The organism is Acidobacteriota bacterium (assembly GCA_040754075.1).
Lineage (GTDB): Bacteria > Acidobacteriota > Blastocatellia > UBA7656 > UBA7656 > JBFMDH01.
The window spans coordinates 60,701-77,518 of the sequence record JBFMDH010000031.1 but is presented as its reverse complement, the minus strand read 5'-3'; the positions used below and the strand labels follow the sequence as shown (position 1 = coordinate 77,518).

At 51.0% G+C, this 16,818-nt stretch carries 10 protein-coding genes; 8 read left to right on the top strand and 2 right to left on the bottom strand.

The window, feature by feature from the left end; translation table 11 throughout:
- Positions 1-53 precede the first annotated feature (53 nt).
- The 6 genes from AB1757_25300 (at position 54) to AB1757_25275 (ending at position 12,493) form a co-directional block, all read left to right on the top strand.
- Positions 54-3,848, top strand: coding sequence for a multifunctional oxoglutarate decarboxylase/oxoglutarate dehydrogenase thiamine pyrophosphate-binding subunit/dihydrolipoyllysine-residue succinyltransferase subunit (locus AB1757_25300; GenBank protein ID MEW6130377.1), 3,795 nt, complete (start codon positions 54-56; stop codon positions 3,846-3,848).
- 251 nt (positions 3,849-4,099) lie between these two features.
- Entirely contained in the window at positions 4,100-7,825 is a 3,726-nt protein-coding gene (locus tag AB1757_25295) for a PAS domain S-box protein (protein ID MEW6130376.1), read from the top strand.
- A 198-nt stretch (positions 7,826-8,023) separates the two neighbouring features.
- On the top strand, positions 8,024-8,614 hold the full coding sequence (gene dcd, locus AB1757_25290; protein MEW6130375.1) for a dCTP deaminase: 591 nt from the start codon (positions 8,024-8,026) through the stop codon (positions 8,612-8,614).
- 4 nt (positions 8,615-8,618) lie between these two features.
- Positions 8,619-9,431, top strand: a complete 813-nt coding sequence (locus AB1757_25285; GenBank protein ID MEW6130374.1) for a hypothetical protein — start codon at positions 8,619-8,621, stop codon at positions 9,429-9,431.
- Entirely contained in the window at positions 9,428-11,815 is a 2,388-nt protein-coding gene (locus AB1757_25280) for a hypothetical protein (GenBank protein MEW6130373.1), read from the top strand. Before AB1757_25285 ends, AB1757_25280 begins: the two co-directional genes overlap by 4 nt.
- 81 nt (positions 11,816-11,896) lie before the next feature.
- Positions 11,897-12,493, top strand: coding sequence for a hypothetical protein (locus tag AB1757_25275; protein ID MEW6130372.1), 597 nt, complete (start codon positions 11,897-11,899; stop codon positions 12,491-12,493).
- A gap of 65 nt (positions 12,494-12,558) precedes the next feature.
- On the opposite strand, the gene AB1757_25270 is transcribed toward AB1757_25275, so the two are convergent.
- Positions 12,559-13,938 carry an ATP-binding protein gene (locus tag AB1757_25270; protein ID MEW6130371.1) on the bottom strand — a complete coding sequence of 460 codons (1,380 nt, stop codon included), beginning with the start codon at positions 13,936-13,938 and terminating at the stop codon, positions 12,559-12,561.
- Positions 13,939-13,943: 5 nt separating this feature from the next.
- Entirely contained in the window at positions 13,944-14,660 is a 717-nt protein-coding gene (locus AB1757_25265; protein ID MEW6130370.1) for a response regulator transcription factor, read from the bottom strand.
- Positions 14,661-14,927: 267 nt separating this feature from the next.
- On the opposite strand from AB1757_25265, the gene AB1757_25260 reads away from it, so the two are divergent.
- Both AB1757_25260 and AB1757_25255 read left to right on the top strand, forming a co-directional pair.
- Positions 14,928-15,347, top strand: coding sequence for a response regulator (locus AB1757_25260; GenBank protein ID MEW6130369.1), 420 nt, complete (start codon positions 14,928-14,930; stop codon positions 15,345-15,347).
- 380 nt (positions 15,348-15,727) lie between these two features.
- Entirely contained in the window at positions 15,728-16,756 is a 1,029-nt protein-coding gene (locus tag AB1757_25255; GenBank protein MEW6130368.1) for an intradiol ring-cleavage dioxygenase, read from the top strand.
- Positions 16,757-16,818 lie beyond the last annotated feature (62 nt).

Sequence of the window (16,818 nt, the reverse complement as noted above, 5' to 3'; positions counted from 1 at the left end):
GCGTGTCGTCGGGCAGTACACTTTACACTTATCTTTGAAGGAAGATTTTGACTATGAGTAAACCAAGCCCACAGACCGATATTGAACAATTAATTGCCGATGAATTCGGCGTCAATGCAGATTATGTCATCAGTTTATTGCAGCAGTTTAAACAAAATCCATTATCCATAGGCGACGAATGGCAAGGTTATTTTCAAGAGCTTGCCGCCAATCGTACTTTCGCCGAGCCGCAGTTCAGCGCACCGATTGAACCAGCTAAACCCTCACCTCAAACCGGCGATGTCCAAACTGAACCCGAAAGAGCCTGGGGCAGCGTCGCAAGCGAACCCGCTAAACCGCAAGCGCCGGTTGAATCCCCAGCGCCTGCCACGGCGCAAACGACAACCGCGCCAACCTCTGCGCCACAACCTCTAGCGCCGGTTGAGCAACCCGTTGTCGCGCCCGCGCCAGTGCCAACACCGACCGCTCAGCCAACAACGGTCAGCGAGCCAATCGAACGCTTGCCGATACGCGGTCCCGCTTATCGCATCGCCGAAAATATGGAAGCGAGTTTGCAGGTGCCGACCGCAACTTCGTTTCGTGAAATTCCGGTTAAATTACTTGATGAAAATCGCCGTCTTATCAACCAATTCCTCAAAGCCAGCGGGCGCAAAGTCTCTTTCACCCACATCGTGGCTTATGCGATTTTGAAAGCCCTGGAAAAATTCCCGCAACTAAACGACGCTTACTTTGAAGACGAATCGGGTGCCTTTCGCTTGCGCAACCAAGACGTCAACATCGGTGTTGCCGTCGATGTCACCAAAAAAGATGGTTCGCGCACCTTGCTGGTTCCCAACATCAAAGGCGCAAATCGCCTGAATTTTTCGCAACTGCTCGGCGCTTATGATGACATCGTGCGCCGCGCGCGGGATAACAAATTGCAGGTCGCCGATTTTCAAGGCACCACCATCAGCCTTACCAATCCCGGAACCATTGGCACGACAGCTTCAAACCCGCGACTGATGAAAGGTCAAGGCGCAATCATCGCTACGGGTTCAATCGAATACCCGCCGCAATTTCAGGCGATGTCGCAAGAAGCTTTATCGCATCTCGGCATCAGCAAAGTGATGACCACGACTTCAACCTATGACCATCGCATTATTCAAGGCGCGGAGTCGGGCGCTTTCCTGGCGCTCATTGATGAAATGCTGCGCGGCAAGCATGAATTTTACGAAGGCATCTTTGTTGATTTGGGAATTCCCTTCCGTCCCTATCGCTGGGCGATTGACATCAATCCGGCAATCATCGGCGAAGAGTTACAGGAAGCCCGCAAACAATCGCGCGTCCTGCAACTCATCAATGCGTACCGCGTGCGCGGACATCTGCTTGCAGACATTGACCCGCTCGGCTGGAAAGATGTTCGTTACCATAAAGAACTGGACATTGAAACCTATGGACTAACGATCTGGGATTTGGACAGAAAGTTTTTCGCCGACGGACTCGGCGACCGCGACACGGCAACGCTTCGCGAAATCGTCGATATGCTGCGCGAGTTTTATTGCGGCAAAGTCGGCATCGAATATCGCAACATTCAAGGTCCCGAAGAGAAGGAATGGATTCGCTCGCGCATCGAACGCCCGCAACCTGAGGTGCCGGCACAAACTAAAGAACAAATTCTCTGGAAGTTGATTTCCGCAGAACTCTTCGAGCGTTTCTTAGGCACCAAATATCTCGGTCAAAAACGTTTCTCCATCGAAGGCAATGAAACGGTTGTCGCGCTTGTAGACCAATTGATTGAAAGCGCCGCGCGCTACGGGGTTCGCGATGTCACCGTCGGTATGGCGCATCGCGGCAGATTGAATGTCATCGCCAATGTGATTGGCAAATTCTGCGAACGCATCTTCACGATTTTTGAAGGCTCGATTCATCCGAAATATCCGAGCGATTATGGCGATGTGAAATATCATCAAGGCGCAAGCGGCATACGTGAGACCGCCGACGGTCATCAGGTGGCGCTTTCGGTTGCCTCGAATCCCAGCCATCTGGAATTTGTTGACCCGGTGGTTGAAGGCGTGGTGCGCGCCAAACAGGATGCCGCGCCGCTCGATAACCCTCTAACCAGACTCGCGGTGTTGATTCACGGTGACGCGGCGTTTGCCGGCGAAGGCGTGGTGCCTGAAACCTTGAATATGTCACAACTGCCGGGTTATAAAACCGGCGGCACCATTCACCTCATTGCCAATAATCAACTGGGCTTTACCACGCCGCCCGAAGAAGGACGCTCATCGACCTACAGCACCGACATTGCCAAGATGATTCAAGTGCCGATTTTTCACGTCAACAGCGACGACCCGGAAGCGGCTTTCAACGTTTTGCAAATCGCGTTGGATTATCGCCAGCAGTTTCAAAAAGACGTGGTGATAGATGTCATCGGTTTTCGCAAACACGGGCACAACGAAGGCGATGAACCGACCTACACACAGCCGGTGATGTATCAACGCATCAAAGAGCATCCCGGCGTTCGCGAACTCTATGCGCGCAAGCTCATCAAAGAAGCGACGATGAGCGAAGAGAAAATCAAATCGCTGATGGATGAACGCTGGCGGCGTTATGAAAATGCCCAACTCGGCGCTAAACAAATCATCGAACAGCAGGGCAAAGAGATAACCATTCCCGCGCCAAAACCGGAAGCGCAAACTATTGAAGTCATCAAAACCGGAGTGGCGCATCCGGTACTGAAAACCATTGCCGAAACCATCACCCACGTGCCCCATAATTTTAATCTCAATCCCAAAGTTGTCGGCTTGCTGACCAAGCGCGCCAAGATGATCGAGGTTGGTGGGTTGGTTGATTGGAGCACGGCGGAGGCTTTGGCGTTTGGTTCGCTTTTAGTTGAAGGCGTGACCGTAAGACTCACCGGACAAGATTCTGTGCGCGGCACTTTCAGTCAACGCCATGCCGGGTTTACCGATACGCGAACCGGCGAAGAGTGGTCGCCGCTGACGCTGCTGGCTTCCGACAATGCGCAGTGTTTTATTTATGACAGTCCGCTTTCGGAAACCGGGGTGCTGGGATTCGAGTATGGTTACAGCATTGCCGCCCCCGATGCGCTGGTTTTATGGGAAGCGCAGTTCGGCGATTTCGCCAACGCCGCACAGGTCATCATTGATCAGTTCATCGCTTCGGGCGAAGAGAAGTGGACACAGAAATCGCGCCTCGTGTTGTTATTGCCGCACGGTTACGAAGGTCAAGGACCTGAGCATTCGAGCGCCCGCATCGAGCGTTACCTGCAACTTTGTGCCGGTGATAATATTCAAGTCGCCAATTGCACGAATGCCGCGCAGTATTTTCATCTGTTGCGCCGTCAGGCTAAACAAACGGCAAAACCGCTGGTGGTGATTACCCCGAAAAGTCTGCTCAGACTGCCGGAAGCCTCATCCCCGATTGATGAATTCATCAGCGGCGGCTTTCAACCGGCGCTTGCCGATGATGGATTTGCCGATGCAACACAAGTGACCAAAGTGTTGCTGTGTAGCGGTAAGGTTTATTATGACCTGGCGGCAGAGCGTAAAAAATTGAATGACCGGACGACGGCAATTTTACGGCTCGAACAACTCTATCCCTTTCCGAAAAATTTAATCAGTGAACAACTCGCCCGCTATGCCAAAGCGGTCAGTGTTCGCTGGGTACAGGAAGAACCGAAAAATCAGGGCGCGTGGTCGTTCATCGAACCGCGATTGCGCGAGTTATCAGCAACGCATCAACAGCTTGCCTACATCGGTCGTCCGGCAAGCGCCAGCACCGCGACCGGCTCGCACGCCATTCATATGATGGAGCAACGAAAACTGGTGAAAGAAGCCCTCGGTTAAACTCACCGGTTATCAATTTAGCTTTGAATCACAAAAGGCTTTTTCAAAAATTTTTGAAAAAGCCCTTTTTTTTTAACCCTTCCTGAAAAACAGAAATGGCGAATTCGCCTGAAATCTACAATTGACCGGTGGGTGGTGAACCGATAAACTGTGAAGCACCTACTGGGTCAATTTCAAGAGATTCTTCTCTCCCTGTTGCCCCTTATCGAAGTTTTATTAATCAATTTGTTGAGTTGCTAAAGGAGTAGCCAATGGCTGATACCCGGCAGACCAAAGCTCAACTGCTTGTGAGGCTGCGCGAAGCTGAACAGGAGTTGGAAAAGCTGCGCGCCGAATTGTCTGCCCGGCGTGACCTTGAAAATCTGCTGTCCTTAAAAGAGCGGGAACCCAACCCGATGCGCGCTGTTTTAACCAATGAACTCGAAAAAGCCCATCAGGTTGAAGATAGCTTAAAGGCTTGCGAAGAAAAATATGAAGCCTTTATCGACCAATGCGCCGAAGGCATCTGGCGCGTTGAACTCGCTGAACCGATGCCCATCACTTTACCCGAAGACCAACAGATTGAGCATTTTTATGCGCACGGTTATTTAGCGGAATGCAATCCGGCGATGGCAACCATGCATGGCTTTACCGATACGAAAGGGCGGGTTGGAGCAAAATTCGGTGATTTATTCGCCCGCTCAGACCCCCAAAATCTGAAAATATTACAGGCATTTATTCGCTCCGGATATCATTTGACCAATTATCAATCTCACCGGTATGACAAAGACAACCACCTGAAATATTTTTCCAACGATTTTCTCGGCATAATTCAAAATGGCTATCTGCTAAGAGCCTGGAATCTGCAAAGAGACGTTACGCCAAGCAAGTTGCTTGAGCTTGAGCTAACCGAAAAGAATGCCTTGCTCAATCAAGAGGTTGATGAACGCAAACAAATCGCTTATGAATTGCTCAAGGCGCAATTGAATATTCAAACGCTGCTGAATGCCATTCCCGATTTGCTTTTTCGCGTCCGCAGCGATGGCACTTATCTGGCGTTCAAGTTACCGCCGGAAAGTCAGGTATTCGACAACCCGCCCGATTTGGTGGGTAAAACGGTTTACGAAGTGCTGCCGCCGGAAGTCGCTCGACAAGCGATGCATTACATTACGCAAGCCTTAAAAACCGGCGCGATGCAAAAATTTGAATATCAACTGACGGCTGTCGGACAAGCCGGTTGGTACGAAGCCCGGGTGATTGCGAGCGGCAAAGATGAAGTGATTGCCATTGTCCGCGACATTACCGAAAGCAAAGAGGCGGAACTGGGGTTGCGTGAATCCGAAGGGCGCTTTCAAAGCCTGGCGCGCAGTTCGCCGGTCGGTATCTATCGTTTGGACAAAACCGGCAAATGCGTTTACGTCAATGAGCGTTGGAGTGAAATTGTCGGCATCAGTAAAACAGCGGCGCTCGGCTATGGCTGGATAAAAGCGTTGCATCCCGATGACCGGGAAAAGATGTTGCAGGTTGCCCGCGATACGTCGCGCGCCGGAACCGATTTTCACGACGAATATCGCTTTCAACGACCCGATGGCAAAACCGTTTGGGTTTACGGGCAGGCGGTGCCTGAGCGCGATGCGCATGGCGACCTTATCGGTTATGTCGGCACGCTCACAGACATTACCGAGCGCGTCAAATCCGAGCAGGCGCTGCGTGAATCCGAAGAACGCTTTCAGGCTTTAGCCCGTTCTTCACCGGTTGGCATCTACTGTTACCAAACCGATGGGCGGTTTGTTTACGTCAATGAACGTTGGGGAGAGATTGTCGGACTGAGCCGTGAACAGGCGATGGGGTTCGGTTGGGTAAAAACGCTGCACCCCGATGATCGAGAGAAAGTTTTGAAGATCGGGAGAGAAGCCACTAAAACCGGCTCGGAAATCAGCGTGGAGTATAGAATTTTAAGACCGGATGGCAGGATTGTGTGGATTTATGGTCAAGCGGTTCCCGAATACAACAATGAAGGGGAACTCATCGGCTTCATTGGCACCCTGACAGATATTACCGAACGGGTCAAAGCCGAAGAGGCGTTGCGCGAAAGCGAAGCGCGGTTCCGGGTTATCGCCGAAGCGTCGGTTGGCGTCATTATGATGTATGACACCAATTCGTTTCTCTATGTCAATCCGGCAACCGAAGCCATCACCGGCTATTCGCGAGAAGAACTTTTACGGATGAATCCGTTTGATTTGATGCATCCCGATTATCGGGGCTTTGCGGCAAAAAGATTTCAATCGCGTTTGCAAGGCACGACGGTAGAAAAAAGCATTGAGTACAAAATCGTCACCAAAAGCGGCGAAGAGCGCTGGGTCGAATTTTCGGTCGGCGATTTTATCAACTATCAGGGCAAAAAGGTCGCGACGGCAACGGCTTTCGATATAACCGAACGCAAACGCGCTGAGGAATTACTGGCTGCCGAAAAAGAACGCCTGTCGGTTACTTTGCGTTCAATCGGCGATGGGGTCATCGCCACAGATACCGACGAGCGCATCGTACTCATCAATCGGGTTGCCGAAAAACTGACCGGTTGGAAACAGGAAGAGGCGATAGGCAAACCTTTAAATGAAATTTTTCATATCATCAATGAAAGAACCAGAGAAATCCGCGAAAGCCCGGTCAAGAAGGTGCTGCAAACCGGCAAAGCTGTCGGCATGGAAAATCGCACACTGCTGATTGCCAAAGATGGCAAAGAGTATCCGATAGCCGATAGCGGCGCGCCCATCCACAATCGACAAAGTCAGATTATCGGCATGGTGCTGGTTTTTCGCGACACCACCGAAGAGCGCAAACGCGAAGAAGAACTCTTGAAAGCCAGCAAGCTTGAATCCATAGGCATACTGGCGGGCGGCATTGCTCACGACTTCAACAATATTTTAGCCGCCGTGCTGGGCAATATCTCGCTGGCTAAACGCTTCATCGACGCTGACCATAAAGCTTATGCGCGGTTGGGCGAATCGGAACTCGCAACCCTCAGAGCCAAAGATTTAACCCAACAACTTTTAACCTTTGCCAAAGGCGGCGCGCCGGTTAAAAAAACCATCTCCATCGCGCCGCTGTTACGGGAAAACATCAGCTTTGCGCTGACCGGTTCAAACATTCAACCCACCACCAATTTTCAGACCGGATTGTGGCTCACGGAAATTGACGAAGGACAAATCAGTCAGGTGATTCATAATCTGGTGCTCAATGCGCGGCAGTCCATGCCGCTTGGCGGCATGATTGAAATTTCGGCAATCAACCTGGATATTCACCCCAATACCCTTATTCAAGGCATCCCCATCAAGCCCGGTCATTACCTCAAAATCGCCATCAAGGATGAAGGCGTGGGCATCGCCGAAGAACATCTGTCGAAAATTTTTGACCCGTACTTTACTACCAAACAGAGAGGCAGCGGGCTGGGACTCGCCACTGCCTATTCGATCATTAAAAATCACGAGGGCTATATTTTCGTGGAATCCCAGCTCGGCAGCGGCGCAAGTTTTATAATTTATCTTCCGGCTTTAAATAAACCGGCGGCTGAGACCCTCGCGTCGATTGAGTCGAGCGCTTCCGGCAAAGGGAAAATTCTGGTGATGGACGATGAGAAAATCATCCGCGATATGCTCAATGATATGCTGGTTGACCTGGGGTATGAATTTACCGGAACCGCGAGCGGCGAAGAAGCAATTGCGGCGTACAAAGACGCGCTGCAACGCCACAACCCGTTCAATGCGGTGATTATGGATTTAACCGTGCCGGGCAAAATGGGCGGACAAGAAGCGGTTAAAAAAATCCTGGAAATTGACCCGCGCGCGAAATGTATTGTTTCAAGCGGCTATTCGACCGCGCCGGTGATGGCTGACCATAAAAAATTCGGCTTTGTCGAAGTCATCGCCAAACCTTTTCAAATTAGTGAACTCAGCGACGTGCTGCACAATGTTTTAAGCAAACCCGAATCTCTAAACTGAGCAACCGGCTTTCCGCAAAGCGCCGCTTTTGTGATAGATTTCTTCGCTCAATTAAACAGATTAAAGTCAGCGCCCATCCCGGAATTTTATGTGTGCGCAAGGGCGATGAGAGGCGGATGCCGAAAATATTTTCAGGTAACATCAAGCCGGCATCTGCCATCAAAAATCTGATATTTCATTTCAAGCACAGGAGAATTGATGTCGATCAAATCTGACGGTTGGATTAGGCGCATGTGCGAAGAAGAGGGCTTAATCGAACCTTATGAAGCGCGTTTGATTCGCCGGGTTGATAATCGCCGCATCATCAGTTGCGGGCTGTCGAGTTACGGATATGATTGTCGACTGGCGCGCGATGAATTCAAAGTTTTTTCACCCGTGACCGGCACTGAAATCGACCCGAAAAATTTCGATGCCGCGAGCCTTTTAGATGTTCCTTTGCGACGCGCCGAAGATGGTTCCGAATACTGGTTATTGCCGCCGCACTCTTATGCGCTCGGGGTCACCATCGAACGTTTCAATATGCCGCGCCGCGTTACCGCCCTGGCGATTGGCAAGTCGACCTATGCGCGGTCGGGGTTGATTGCCAACACCACGCCACTCGAAGCCAACTGGTGCGGGCGTTTAGTTGTCGAGCTTTTCAACGCTGCGAATTTGCCGGTGCGACTTTATGCCGAAGAAGGCTTCATTCAAATTCTCTTTTTTGAATCCGACGAAGATTGTCTGACCAGTTACAGCGACCGGGGCGGAAAATATCAAGACCAGAAAGGTCTGACGCTTCCAAAACTTTAAGCTTATGCAGTTCGCAAAAAAGAAAGCTTTAATCTTAGCTGCCATCATCGTCACTTTGCCGAGTGTAGTGGCATTTTATGTTTACTGGCGGGCGGTGGCGCAGCCGATGAGAAAGCCCACATCCGCTGAACGTTTCGGCAAATGCCCGAATATTATTTTGTGGGCATGGGAGCGCCCGGAAGATTTGCGCTTCATCAATCCACGCGAAGTCGGCGTAGCAATTTTAACCAACACCATTCATTTGAAAGGCGAGGAAACTTTCGTGCGCCCGCGCCTGCAACCGCTGCAAATTTCCAAAGACGCCTTTGTGATTTCCGTGACCCGCATCGAAACCGACCGGCAGGAGAAACCGAGTTTCTCAGATGAACAACGCAAAAAGGTGCTCGCAAAAATCCTCGCCACCATCAACAACCCGCTGACCTCCGGCGTGCAGGTCGATTTCGATGCCCGCGAAAGCGAACGCGAATTTTACCGACAACTGCTCAAGGATTTGCGCAAAGAATTACCGACCACCATGCCGCTTTCCATCACCGCGCTTGCCAGTTGGTGTCTGTATGACAACTGGATTAGCGACCTGCCGGTTGATGAAGCCGTGCCCATGCTCTTTCGTCTGGGCGCAGATGAAAAACAGATTCGCGCCCATATTGAAAACGGCGGCGATTTTCGCGAACCCTTAGCCGCGCAAAGTTTGGGCATTGCAACCGACGAACCTTTCACACGTTTGCCGGCTTCGCGACGGGTTTACATTTTCAGCAATCGCGCCTGGGATCAAGCAACCGCGCAACCGATTATCGAAGAGGTGAAACGATGGCAATGAAAAATCGAACTCATCAATCCCTGCAAAAATTTTTTTTGAGAATAAAGAAAGCCAAAGCCCTGATACTCATTGCCGCCATGTTTGCGGCGCTTTGCTACTATCCGCAATCGCAACTCGCCTGCGGGCCGTTTTTTAATCAAGCCTATTTCACCTTCACGGTTCACCCGGATTTTCCGCTCGACCAATACGCGGCGGGCGAACTCGGCGTCATTCAATCAAGCTATGCGCGGTCGTATCTTTACGTCGCTTATCGTTATTTCGCAGGTCTTGGGTTTGACAGCGAAGAACAAAAAGCCATCGTCGCGATGTGGCGACATCGCTTGCGCGAAGATGAATACAATCAACCCAAGGGTGACAACCAGGTCGCAAGATGGCTTGAAGCGCGAAGCAAAGTGCCGGGCGTAGAAGCTTCGCCTAATATTGAAATTTATAAAAATGCCAACGAAGAATTTTTCAGCTATGCCAACTGCACCGAAGACGCTTTTAAAAATGCCGCGAAACTGTTGCAGGAACGCATCGCCAAATACGGTGCGACCAGTCCTTTAGTTAAAGAATGGTTACAGGCTCAGGATCAGGTCTTTGCCAATTGTTTAAGCAATGTTGCGCCGCCTGCGCCTACACCTGCGAGCGCGCCCGCCTGGTTGCAAGCCGACCGCGCGTATCAAATCGCTGCCGCGAATTTCTATGGCGATAAATGGGACGAAGCCGAAAAAGGCTTTTCGCAAATCGCTACGGATAAAAATTCCCCCTATCGCCTCATCGCGCCGTATCTGGCGGCGCGCGCTCTCGTTCGCAAATCGACGCTTTCCGTAGATGACCAGAAACGTTTCGATGAACCGTTGATGAAAGAGGCTGAAGCGCGGCTCAAAAAAATTTTAAGCGACGCGAGTTACAATTCGGTTCACTCGGCGGCGCGTGGCACTTTGAATTTCGTCAACTATCGTCTGCATCCCGAAGCCCGTCTGACGGAACTTGCGCAAGCCTTGCTCAGAAAAAATTCCGGCAAAACCATCTGGCAGGATTTGTGGGATTACACGGCTTTAATGGACAAATACACCACCGATGATTTGGATGATTTTTCCGACGAGAAGAAAAAATCCGAACACCTGCCGACCATCGGCAGAAACGATGACCTGACCGATTGGCTGTTTGTTTTTCAGGTCGAAGACAAACCGGCGCTCGATTACGCCGTGCAGAAATGGACGAAAACCGGGGCGCTGGCGTGGCTGGTTTCCGCCCTCACCAAAGTCGGCGCAAACCATCCGCGAGCCGGCGAATTGATAAGCGCGGCGATGAAAGTAAAAGCCGATTCCCCTGCCTATGCGACGCTTGCTTATCACACGGCGCGGCTCTTGATTGACGGAAATAAAAAAGATGAAGCGCGAAAAATGCTCGACAGCTTGCTTACGTCGCGTACCCTCATGATGCCACAATCCGCCAGAAATCAATTTATGGGGTTGCGCCTGAAAGTCGCGCTCAGTCTCGATGACCTGCTCAAGTTTGCGGCGCGAAAACCCGCCGGGTTTTCTTATGACGATGATGGACGTGAAGTGGTGTCAACCGACCTCAAAGATTCCGACGACCCCAAACTGCGAGAATTCGCCGCCGGGCGTCTGGCTTTTGATACCGATATTTATTATGTGCTCAATTCTCGTTTGCCTTTGAGTTTATTGAAAGAGGCAGCGGCAAGCAGGACGCTGCCCGATTATCTGCGTCGCGAAGTTGCGCAAGCCGCCTGGGTTCGCGCTGTGTTACTGGATGACCATGAAACGGGCAAGGCGTTGGCAACCCTTTTGCAAACGCTTGCGCCCGATTTGAAAAATGAGTTGAGTACGTATCTCGCAGCCGCGACGCCGGACGATAAAAAACTGACGGCGCTTTATATCCTGTTGAGAAATCCCGGCGCGGAGCCTTATGTGGACTCAGGGGTTGGCAGAAGCACCTCGCTTAAAGAGATTGACAATTACCGCGATAACTGGTGGTGCGCGGAGATTATCAGAAGCGAAGATAAATTGGCGGCGGCAAGCGCAGGTGACGACCCCGAAGCGCAAAAGTACATTAAGGAATCCAATACCAACACCTCTGAATCTCCAGATTTTCTTACCGCTGCGCAAAGGGCGACGGCTGAAAAAGAGAGCGCGAAACTGAGGGCGCTCGGCAATGCGCCGAATTACCTATGTCAACAAATCGTCAATTTCGCTAATACAAAAGCGACTGACCCGCGTCTTGCAGAAGCCTTGCATCTGGCGGTCAAAGCGACGCGCTACGGGTGCACGGATAAAGACACCGGCAGATTTTCCAAGCTGGCTTACGACACTTTGCACAAAAAATATCCGCGCAGCGAGTGGGCAGCAAAAACCAAATACTGGTTCAAAGGCAACTAGCGAAATTAGCGCGGCTGGCAAACCGCGCTAAGCTCAAAGCATGTCAAACTGGGCACTTAAAATTTCCCCTTTTAGGAGGAGATGATGACGCATCCGTTTGCAAAAATCCCTTTGGAAAAACGCAAGCCGGTGTTTTTGACGGCGCTGGTCGCGAGCCTGGCTTTGATGGTGACGCTTGGCGTGCTTGGCGAACCGCTGAAAGAAAAAGACGAGAATAAACCGGTAAAAGATTTGGTAGCGCCCGGTGGCATTATGTCTTTCGAGTTTGCCAAGACGCCCGACAATGCACAAAAGATAATTGATTACTGGGGAAAAGCAGGTGTTCGGCAACAAGCCATCAATCATTTCTTCATTGATTACCTGTATCTCATCACTTACCCGATAAGCATCGGCATGACCTGTGTTGGCGTCGCATTCCTGTTGCGTGAAAAATCGCTGGCTTTTCTTGCGCATCTCGGCGGGTGGCTGGCGTGGGGACAACTCATTGCAGGGCTTTGCGATGCGATTGAAAACGCTTTGCTGCTTACTATGCTCGTGCAAGTTTCGGCAAACGCTTCGATGACGACTTCGCGAATCTTGACAATAATCAAATTCGCTCTGGTGATTGCAGGGCTTTTGTATGTATACATCGGCGCAATTATTTTAGGCGCGCAGAAATTTATCGCCACACGAGATTGAGATTCCCACACACAAGCAATGAAACCCGACACATTTTTCACAGGGTCGGGCTAATTGAATCGATTTTATTTTGCACCTTTGGCAAGCGGCAGCGAGATTTCCACCAATAATCCGGCATTCGGCGCATTGGTCGCCTTAACCCTGCCGCCGTGAAATTCGACGGCGCGTTGACTGATGGAAAGCCCAAGCCCTGTGCCGCCCGATTCGCGGTCTCTGGCATCGGCGACGCGATAAAACGGGCGAAAAATATCGGCTAATGCGGCTTGCGGTACGCCCTGCCCTTTATCGAGAACCGTAATGATGGCGTGTGATGATGTGTGATTTTCGCCTGTCGTTTCACAACGCAGGGCGACTTCAACTACAGTATCTTGGGTGGTATAGGTCACGGCATTCCGCACGACATTTTCAATGGCGCTATGCAGCAGTTGTTGATTGCCGGAAATCGCGCAATCACTTGCGGCAATCAAACGCACAGCGCGATTGCGGCTGTGGGCTTCAAAATCGGCGTCAAAGACAATCTCTTCGACCAGGCGTTTCAAATCAATCGCTTCGTTTGCTTGACTCGAAGCCCGGCTTTCGAGACGTGAAAGGGTGAGCAGTTGATTGATTAAATCATTCAAGCGGTCGGCTTCGCGGGCGATGCGTTCAAGCGCCCAACGGGCTTCTTCGCCGTCGCTTTCGCGCGCCAGTTCAAGCGCGATATTCAAGCGCGTGAGCGGCGAGCGCAGTTCATGCGAGATGTCATGCAACAGACGTTGTTGGGCATCCATCAACGATTGAATGCGTTCCGCCATCTCATCAAAATCGCGTCCCAAATCGGCAAGCTCATCGCGGCGACGGTTGCCCGCCTCTACACGGGCTGAAAGATTGCCGGCGGCGAGTTGGCGCGTCGCCTGCCGCAATTTGACCAGCGGCGCAGTAAAGTATCGCGCCAGCCCGTAACAGAGCGCGCCCGCCGTGAAAAACACCGCGATAAATTGCACATACCAGATGCCCGGCATAAACGGCAACCGCACTCCTGTCGGACGCCCGGACTCGCTGACAATAATCAATCGCTTAGCGTTGGGGCGCTCTAACCATTTAGCGAGGTAATCGGTTTTCGCGGTCTGTCGGAAACTATCGTTGCCGGTGGCGATGGCATCTTGCAAACTGGCTCTGGCATCGTCGGTCAATTCACTGCCCGCCAGCCGATTGCCGCTGTCATCAAACAAACCGGCGCGGGTGCGGGTGTTGCGTTCCAATAGTTTCAAATATTCATTAGCCTGATCTTTGCCGCGCAGTTCATAAATTTCAGCGACCGCGACGCCGTGCATCGCCAGTTGTCCGCCGACGAAACCTTTCGCCCCGCTATCGAAAACCATCATTGCCGAAAGCGAATGCACCAGTACAATGAGCGCCATCGCTACCCAGAACCAGATAAAAATTTTAAAAAACAGACTGCGCATCCGCTTTACTCCTTTGATGCCTCGCCGGTCTTGGCGTAAATGTAGCCGACGCCGCGAATCGTTTTTATGCGTTCGATGCCGTCAACGAAATGACCGAGTTTTTTGCGGAGGTTGCTGACGTGAGTGTCGATGCTGCGGTCATAAGGCGAGAAGTTGCGACCGAGTATGGATTTCACCAACTCTTCGCGCATGACGATTTGTCCTGCCGAACGCAACAGGGCTTCGAGCAAATCAAACTCAACGGCGGTAAGCGGCAAGGCTTCGCCGTTGCGCGTCACCACACGTGTCGCTTTATCGAGCGCCACATCGCCAAGCGCAATCTGTTCGGACGCGATAGTCAAGTCGGCATCACTGGGTTCAGGTTTTGCGCGCCGCAAAATGGCGCGGATTCGCGCAATCAATTCACGCGGGTTGAAAGGTTTCGGCAAATAATCATCGGCACCCATTTCCAGACCGACGATGCGGTCAACATCATCGCCACGCGCCGTGAGCATCAACACCGGCAGATTCGATTTGCTGCGAATTTCGCGCAGCACATCGAAGCCATTGATTCCTGGCAACATTACATCCAAAACCACCAGCGCATAATTTCCCGCAAGCGCCTGCTCAACGCCGAGCCTGCCGCTATGCGCCATATCGAAATCAAAGCCTTCGCGTTGCAGGTATTTCGCCAGCAATTCACACAAATCCAAATCATCATCGACAATCAAAATGCGGTTCATCACTTAACCTCATCGGCTACTTTCGCTAAATCTAAACGGTCGAGTTATGGCGCATTCGCCAATCGCGCATGAGTTTATGCGTTGCCTGTCGCCGGGTGTCCAGCAGGATTTCGCCAACTTCACAAAACTTAACATAGCCTTGACCCAAACTTCACGATGATTTACCAGACTGGCGCGTTCCAATGAATGCAGCAAATTTTTCGAGAACTTCCTGTAGCGATTTAATCGTTCAGGACATGAAAAGTTTTTTTTAAGTCGAGTCAAAGGATGACAGCAATTCAGACAAACGTCCGCATTTTGATCGTTGAACCGGAACCACAAACCGCTGCGGAGTTGCAGACGCTGTTGCATCATCAAGGCTATGAATCCGTAGTGGTACAGACCGCACACGATGCATTAATCCATCTGTACAGCGAATCGTTCAACATTGCCTTAATCAATCTCTGGTTGCTCGATATGACCGGCATTGATTTGCTCAGAAAAATAAAAAACTTGCCTGATGAGATCGCCGTCTTTTTAATGGGCGTGCAGATTACCCCGGCAATCATTCTGGAAGCGATCAATAGCGGCGCGGTCGAGCTGTTGTATAAACCTTTTGTTGCGGTCAGCCTGATTCCTAAAATCGAATTCCTGCTCAATCACAACTTGCCGATTGAACAAAATCCCACAGAGAAAAAAAGCGCTTGATTGCCAGTCCACAGCGTCATAGGACAAGGGCATTAAGTTGCTGAATTTTTTTTTAACGCGAAGAATTCAAAGAACTCGAAAAGCAATAAAGACTTATAAATTTTAAACGCTTCGTGTTGCTTCGTGGTCTTCGGGTTCAGCCTTTTTCTTAACTGAATGACACAGGCATGATAGGGGACGCAAGCTGCCGTTCGCATCAGCCCGTCGCTTCAGGTTTCATCACCCGCCGATTGCGCTTCACAAAACTTCACAAAACGCTGACGAAGACTTAACGATAGCCTTCGGCGTTGCTGCGTATAATGGAGAGATATTTCAACGGAGCAGGCGAGACTCCCGACGTGAACCCTCGCGCTGCATCAACAAATAGAAGGAGCAATTCAGTGGATAAAAAGACCTCTAAACATTTGATCAGCCGCCGCCACACCTTGCGTTTACTCGGCGCGGCAGGAGCCACCGCTTTAGTCGGTTGGGCGGGCGAACCGGCAAAACGATTCTTACCGAAAACCGCTTTCGGCTCCCTGACCCAAGCGCAATCGCTATCGTGCGTCGTCAGACCCGCATTAACCGAAGGACCCTATTTTGTCGATGAAAAACTCAATCGTTCAGACATTCGCCTGGACCCGACTACCAACGTCACCAAAACCGGCGTGCCGCTTCGATTGATATTTAATGTGAGCCGCGTTACCGGCAGCAGTTGCACACCGCTTCCCAATGCTTATGTTGACATCTGGCACTGTGATGCGCTGGGCGCTTATTCGGATGTGAGCGGCGCGGGACAATCCAGCACCATCGGGCAGAAATTCCTGCGCGGTTATCAAGTCACAGACAGCAACGGCGCTGCTCAATTCACGACCATCTATCCGGGTTATTACACCGGCAGAACCGTTCACATTCATTTCAAGGTTCGTCTCTATTCCGGGTCTCAGGAAACCTATGAGTTTACTTCGCAATTCTTTTTTGACGACACCCTGACCGACCAGGTGTTCACCAATGCGCCTTATAACTCGAAAAGCGCGCGCGGCACTCGCAACAGCAACGATGGCATCTATCGCAGCGCTATGCTTTTGCCGCTAAACGCCGAAGGGCAAGGTTATTTGGGGATTTTCAACATCGCTTTGGAAGGCGTAACGGTTGTTGACCCGCCAACGGCTGCGCCAACCATCAACGGGGCTAGTGTGAGCGGAAAAAAGTTAATCGTCACCGGCGCAAATTTTGACCTTGGGGCAAAAATATTTTTAAATGGCGAGAAACAGAAAAAGACGGCTAATGATGAAACCAACCCAACCACCATATTAATCGCCAAAAAAGCCGGAAATTTAATTGCCGCCGGACAAACGGTTACACTTCAGGTGAGAAATTCCGACAACACGCTTTCGGATGAATTTCTTTACGCCCGTCCGGTTGAATAAACCAGCTTCCGATTGATTATGTAGAAAATTGTGGGAGACAAAAATGAATCTTGTCCCCACAA

What these genes read in the sequence shown, in the direction of transcription:
- AB1757_25295 (MEW6130376.1), top strand. Translation starts at nt 4,100, where the DNA reads ATGGCTGATACCCGGCAGACCAAAGCTCAACTGCTTGTGAGGCTGCGC.
- AB1757_25285 (MEW6130374.1), top strand. Translation starts at nt 8,619, where the DNA reads ATGCAGTTCGCAAAAAAGAAAGCTTTAATCTTAGCTGCCATCATCGTC.
- AB1757_25275 (MEW6130372.1), top strand. Translation starts at nt 11,897, where the DNA reads ATGATGACGCATCCGTTTGCAAAAATCCCTTTGGAAAAACGCAAGCCG.
- AB1757_25280 (MEW6130373.1), top strand. Translation starts at nt 9,428, where the DNA reads ATGAAAAATCGAACTCATCAATCCCTGCAAAAATTTTTTTTGAGAATA.
- AB1757_25300 (MEW6130377.1), top strand. Translation starts at nt 54, where the DNA reads ATGAGTAAACCAAGCCCACAGACCGATATTGAACAATTAATTGCCGAT.
- AB1757_25260 (MEW6130369.1), top strand. Translation starts at nt 14,928, where the DNA reads ATGACAGCAATTCAGACAAACGTCCGCATTTTGATCGTTGAACCGGAA.
- AB1757_25265 (MEW6130370.1), bottom strand. Translation starts at nt 14,660, where the DNA reads ATGAACCGCATTTTGATTGTCGATGATGATTTGGATTTGTGTGAATTG.
- AB1757_25270 (MEW6130371.1), bottom strand. Translation starts at nt 13,938, where the DNA reads ATGCGCAGTCTGTTTTTTAAAATTTTTATCTGGTTCTGGGTAGCGATG.
- dcd (MEW6130375.1), top strand. Translation starts at nt 8,024, where the DNA reads ATGTCGATCAAATCTGACGGTTGGATTAGGCGCATGTGCGAAGAAGAG.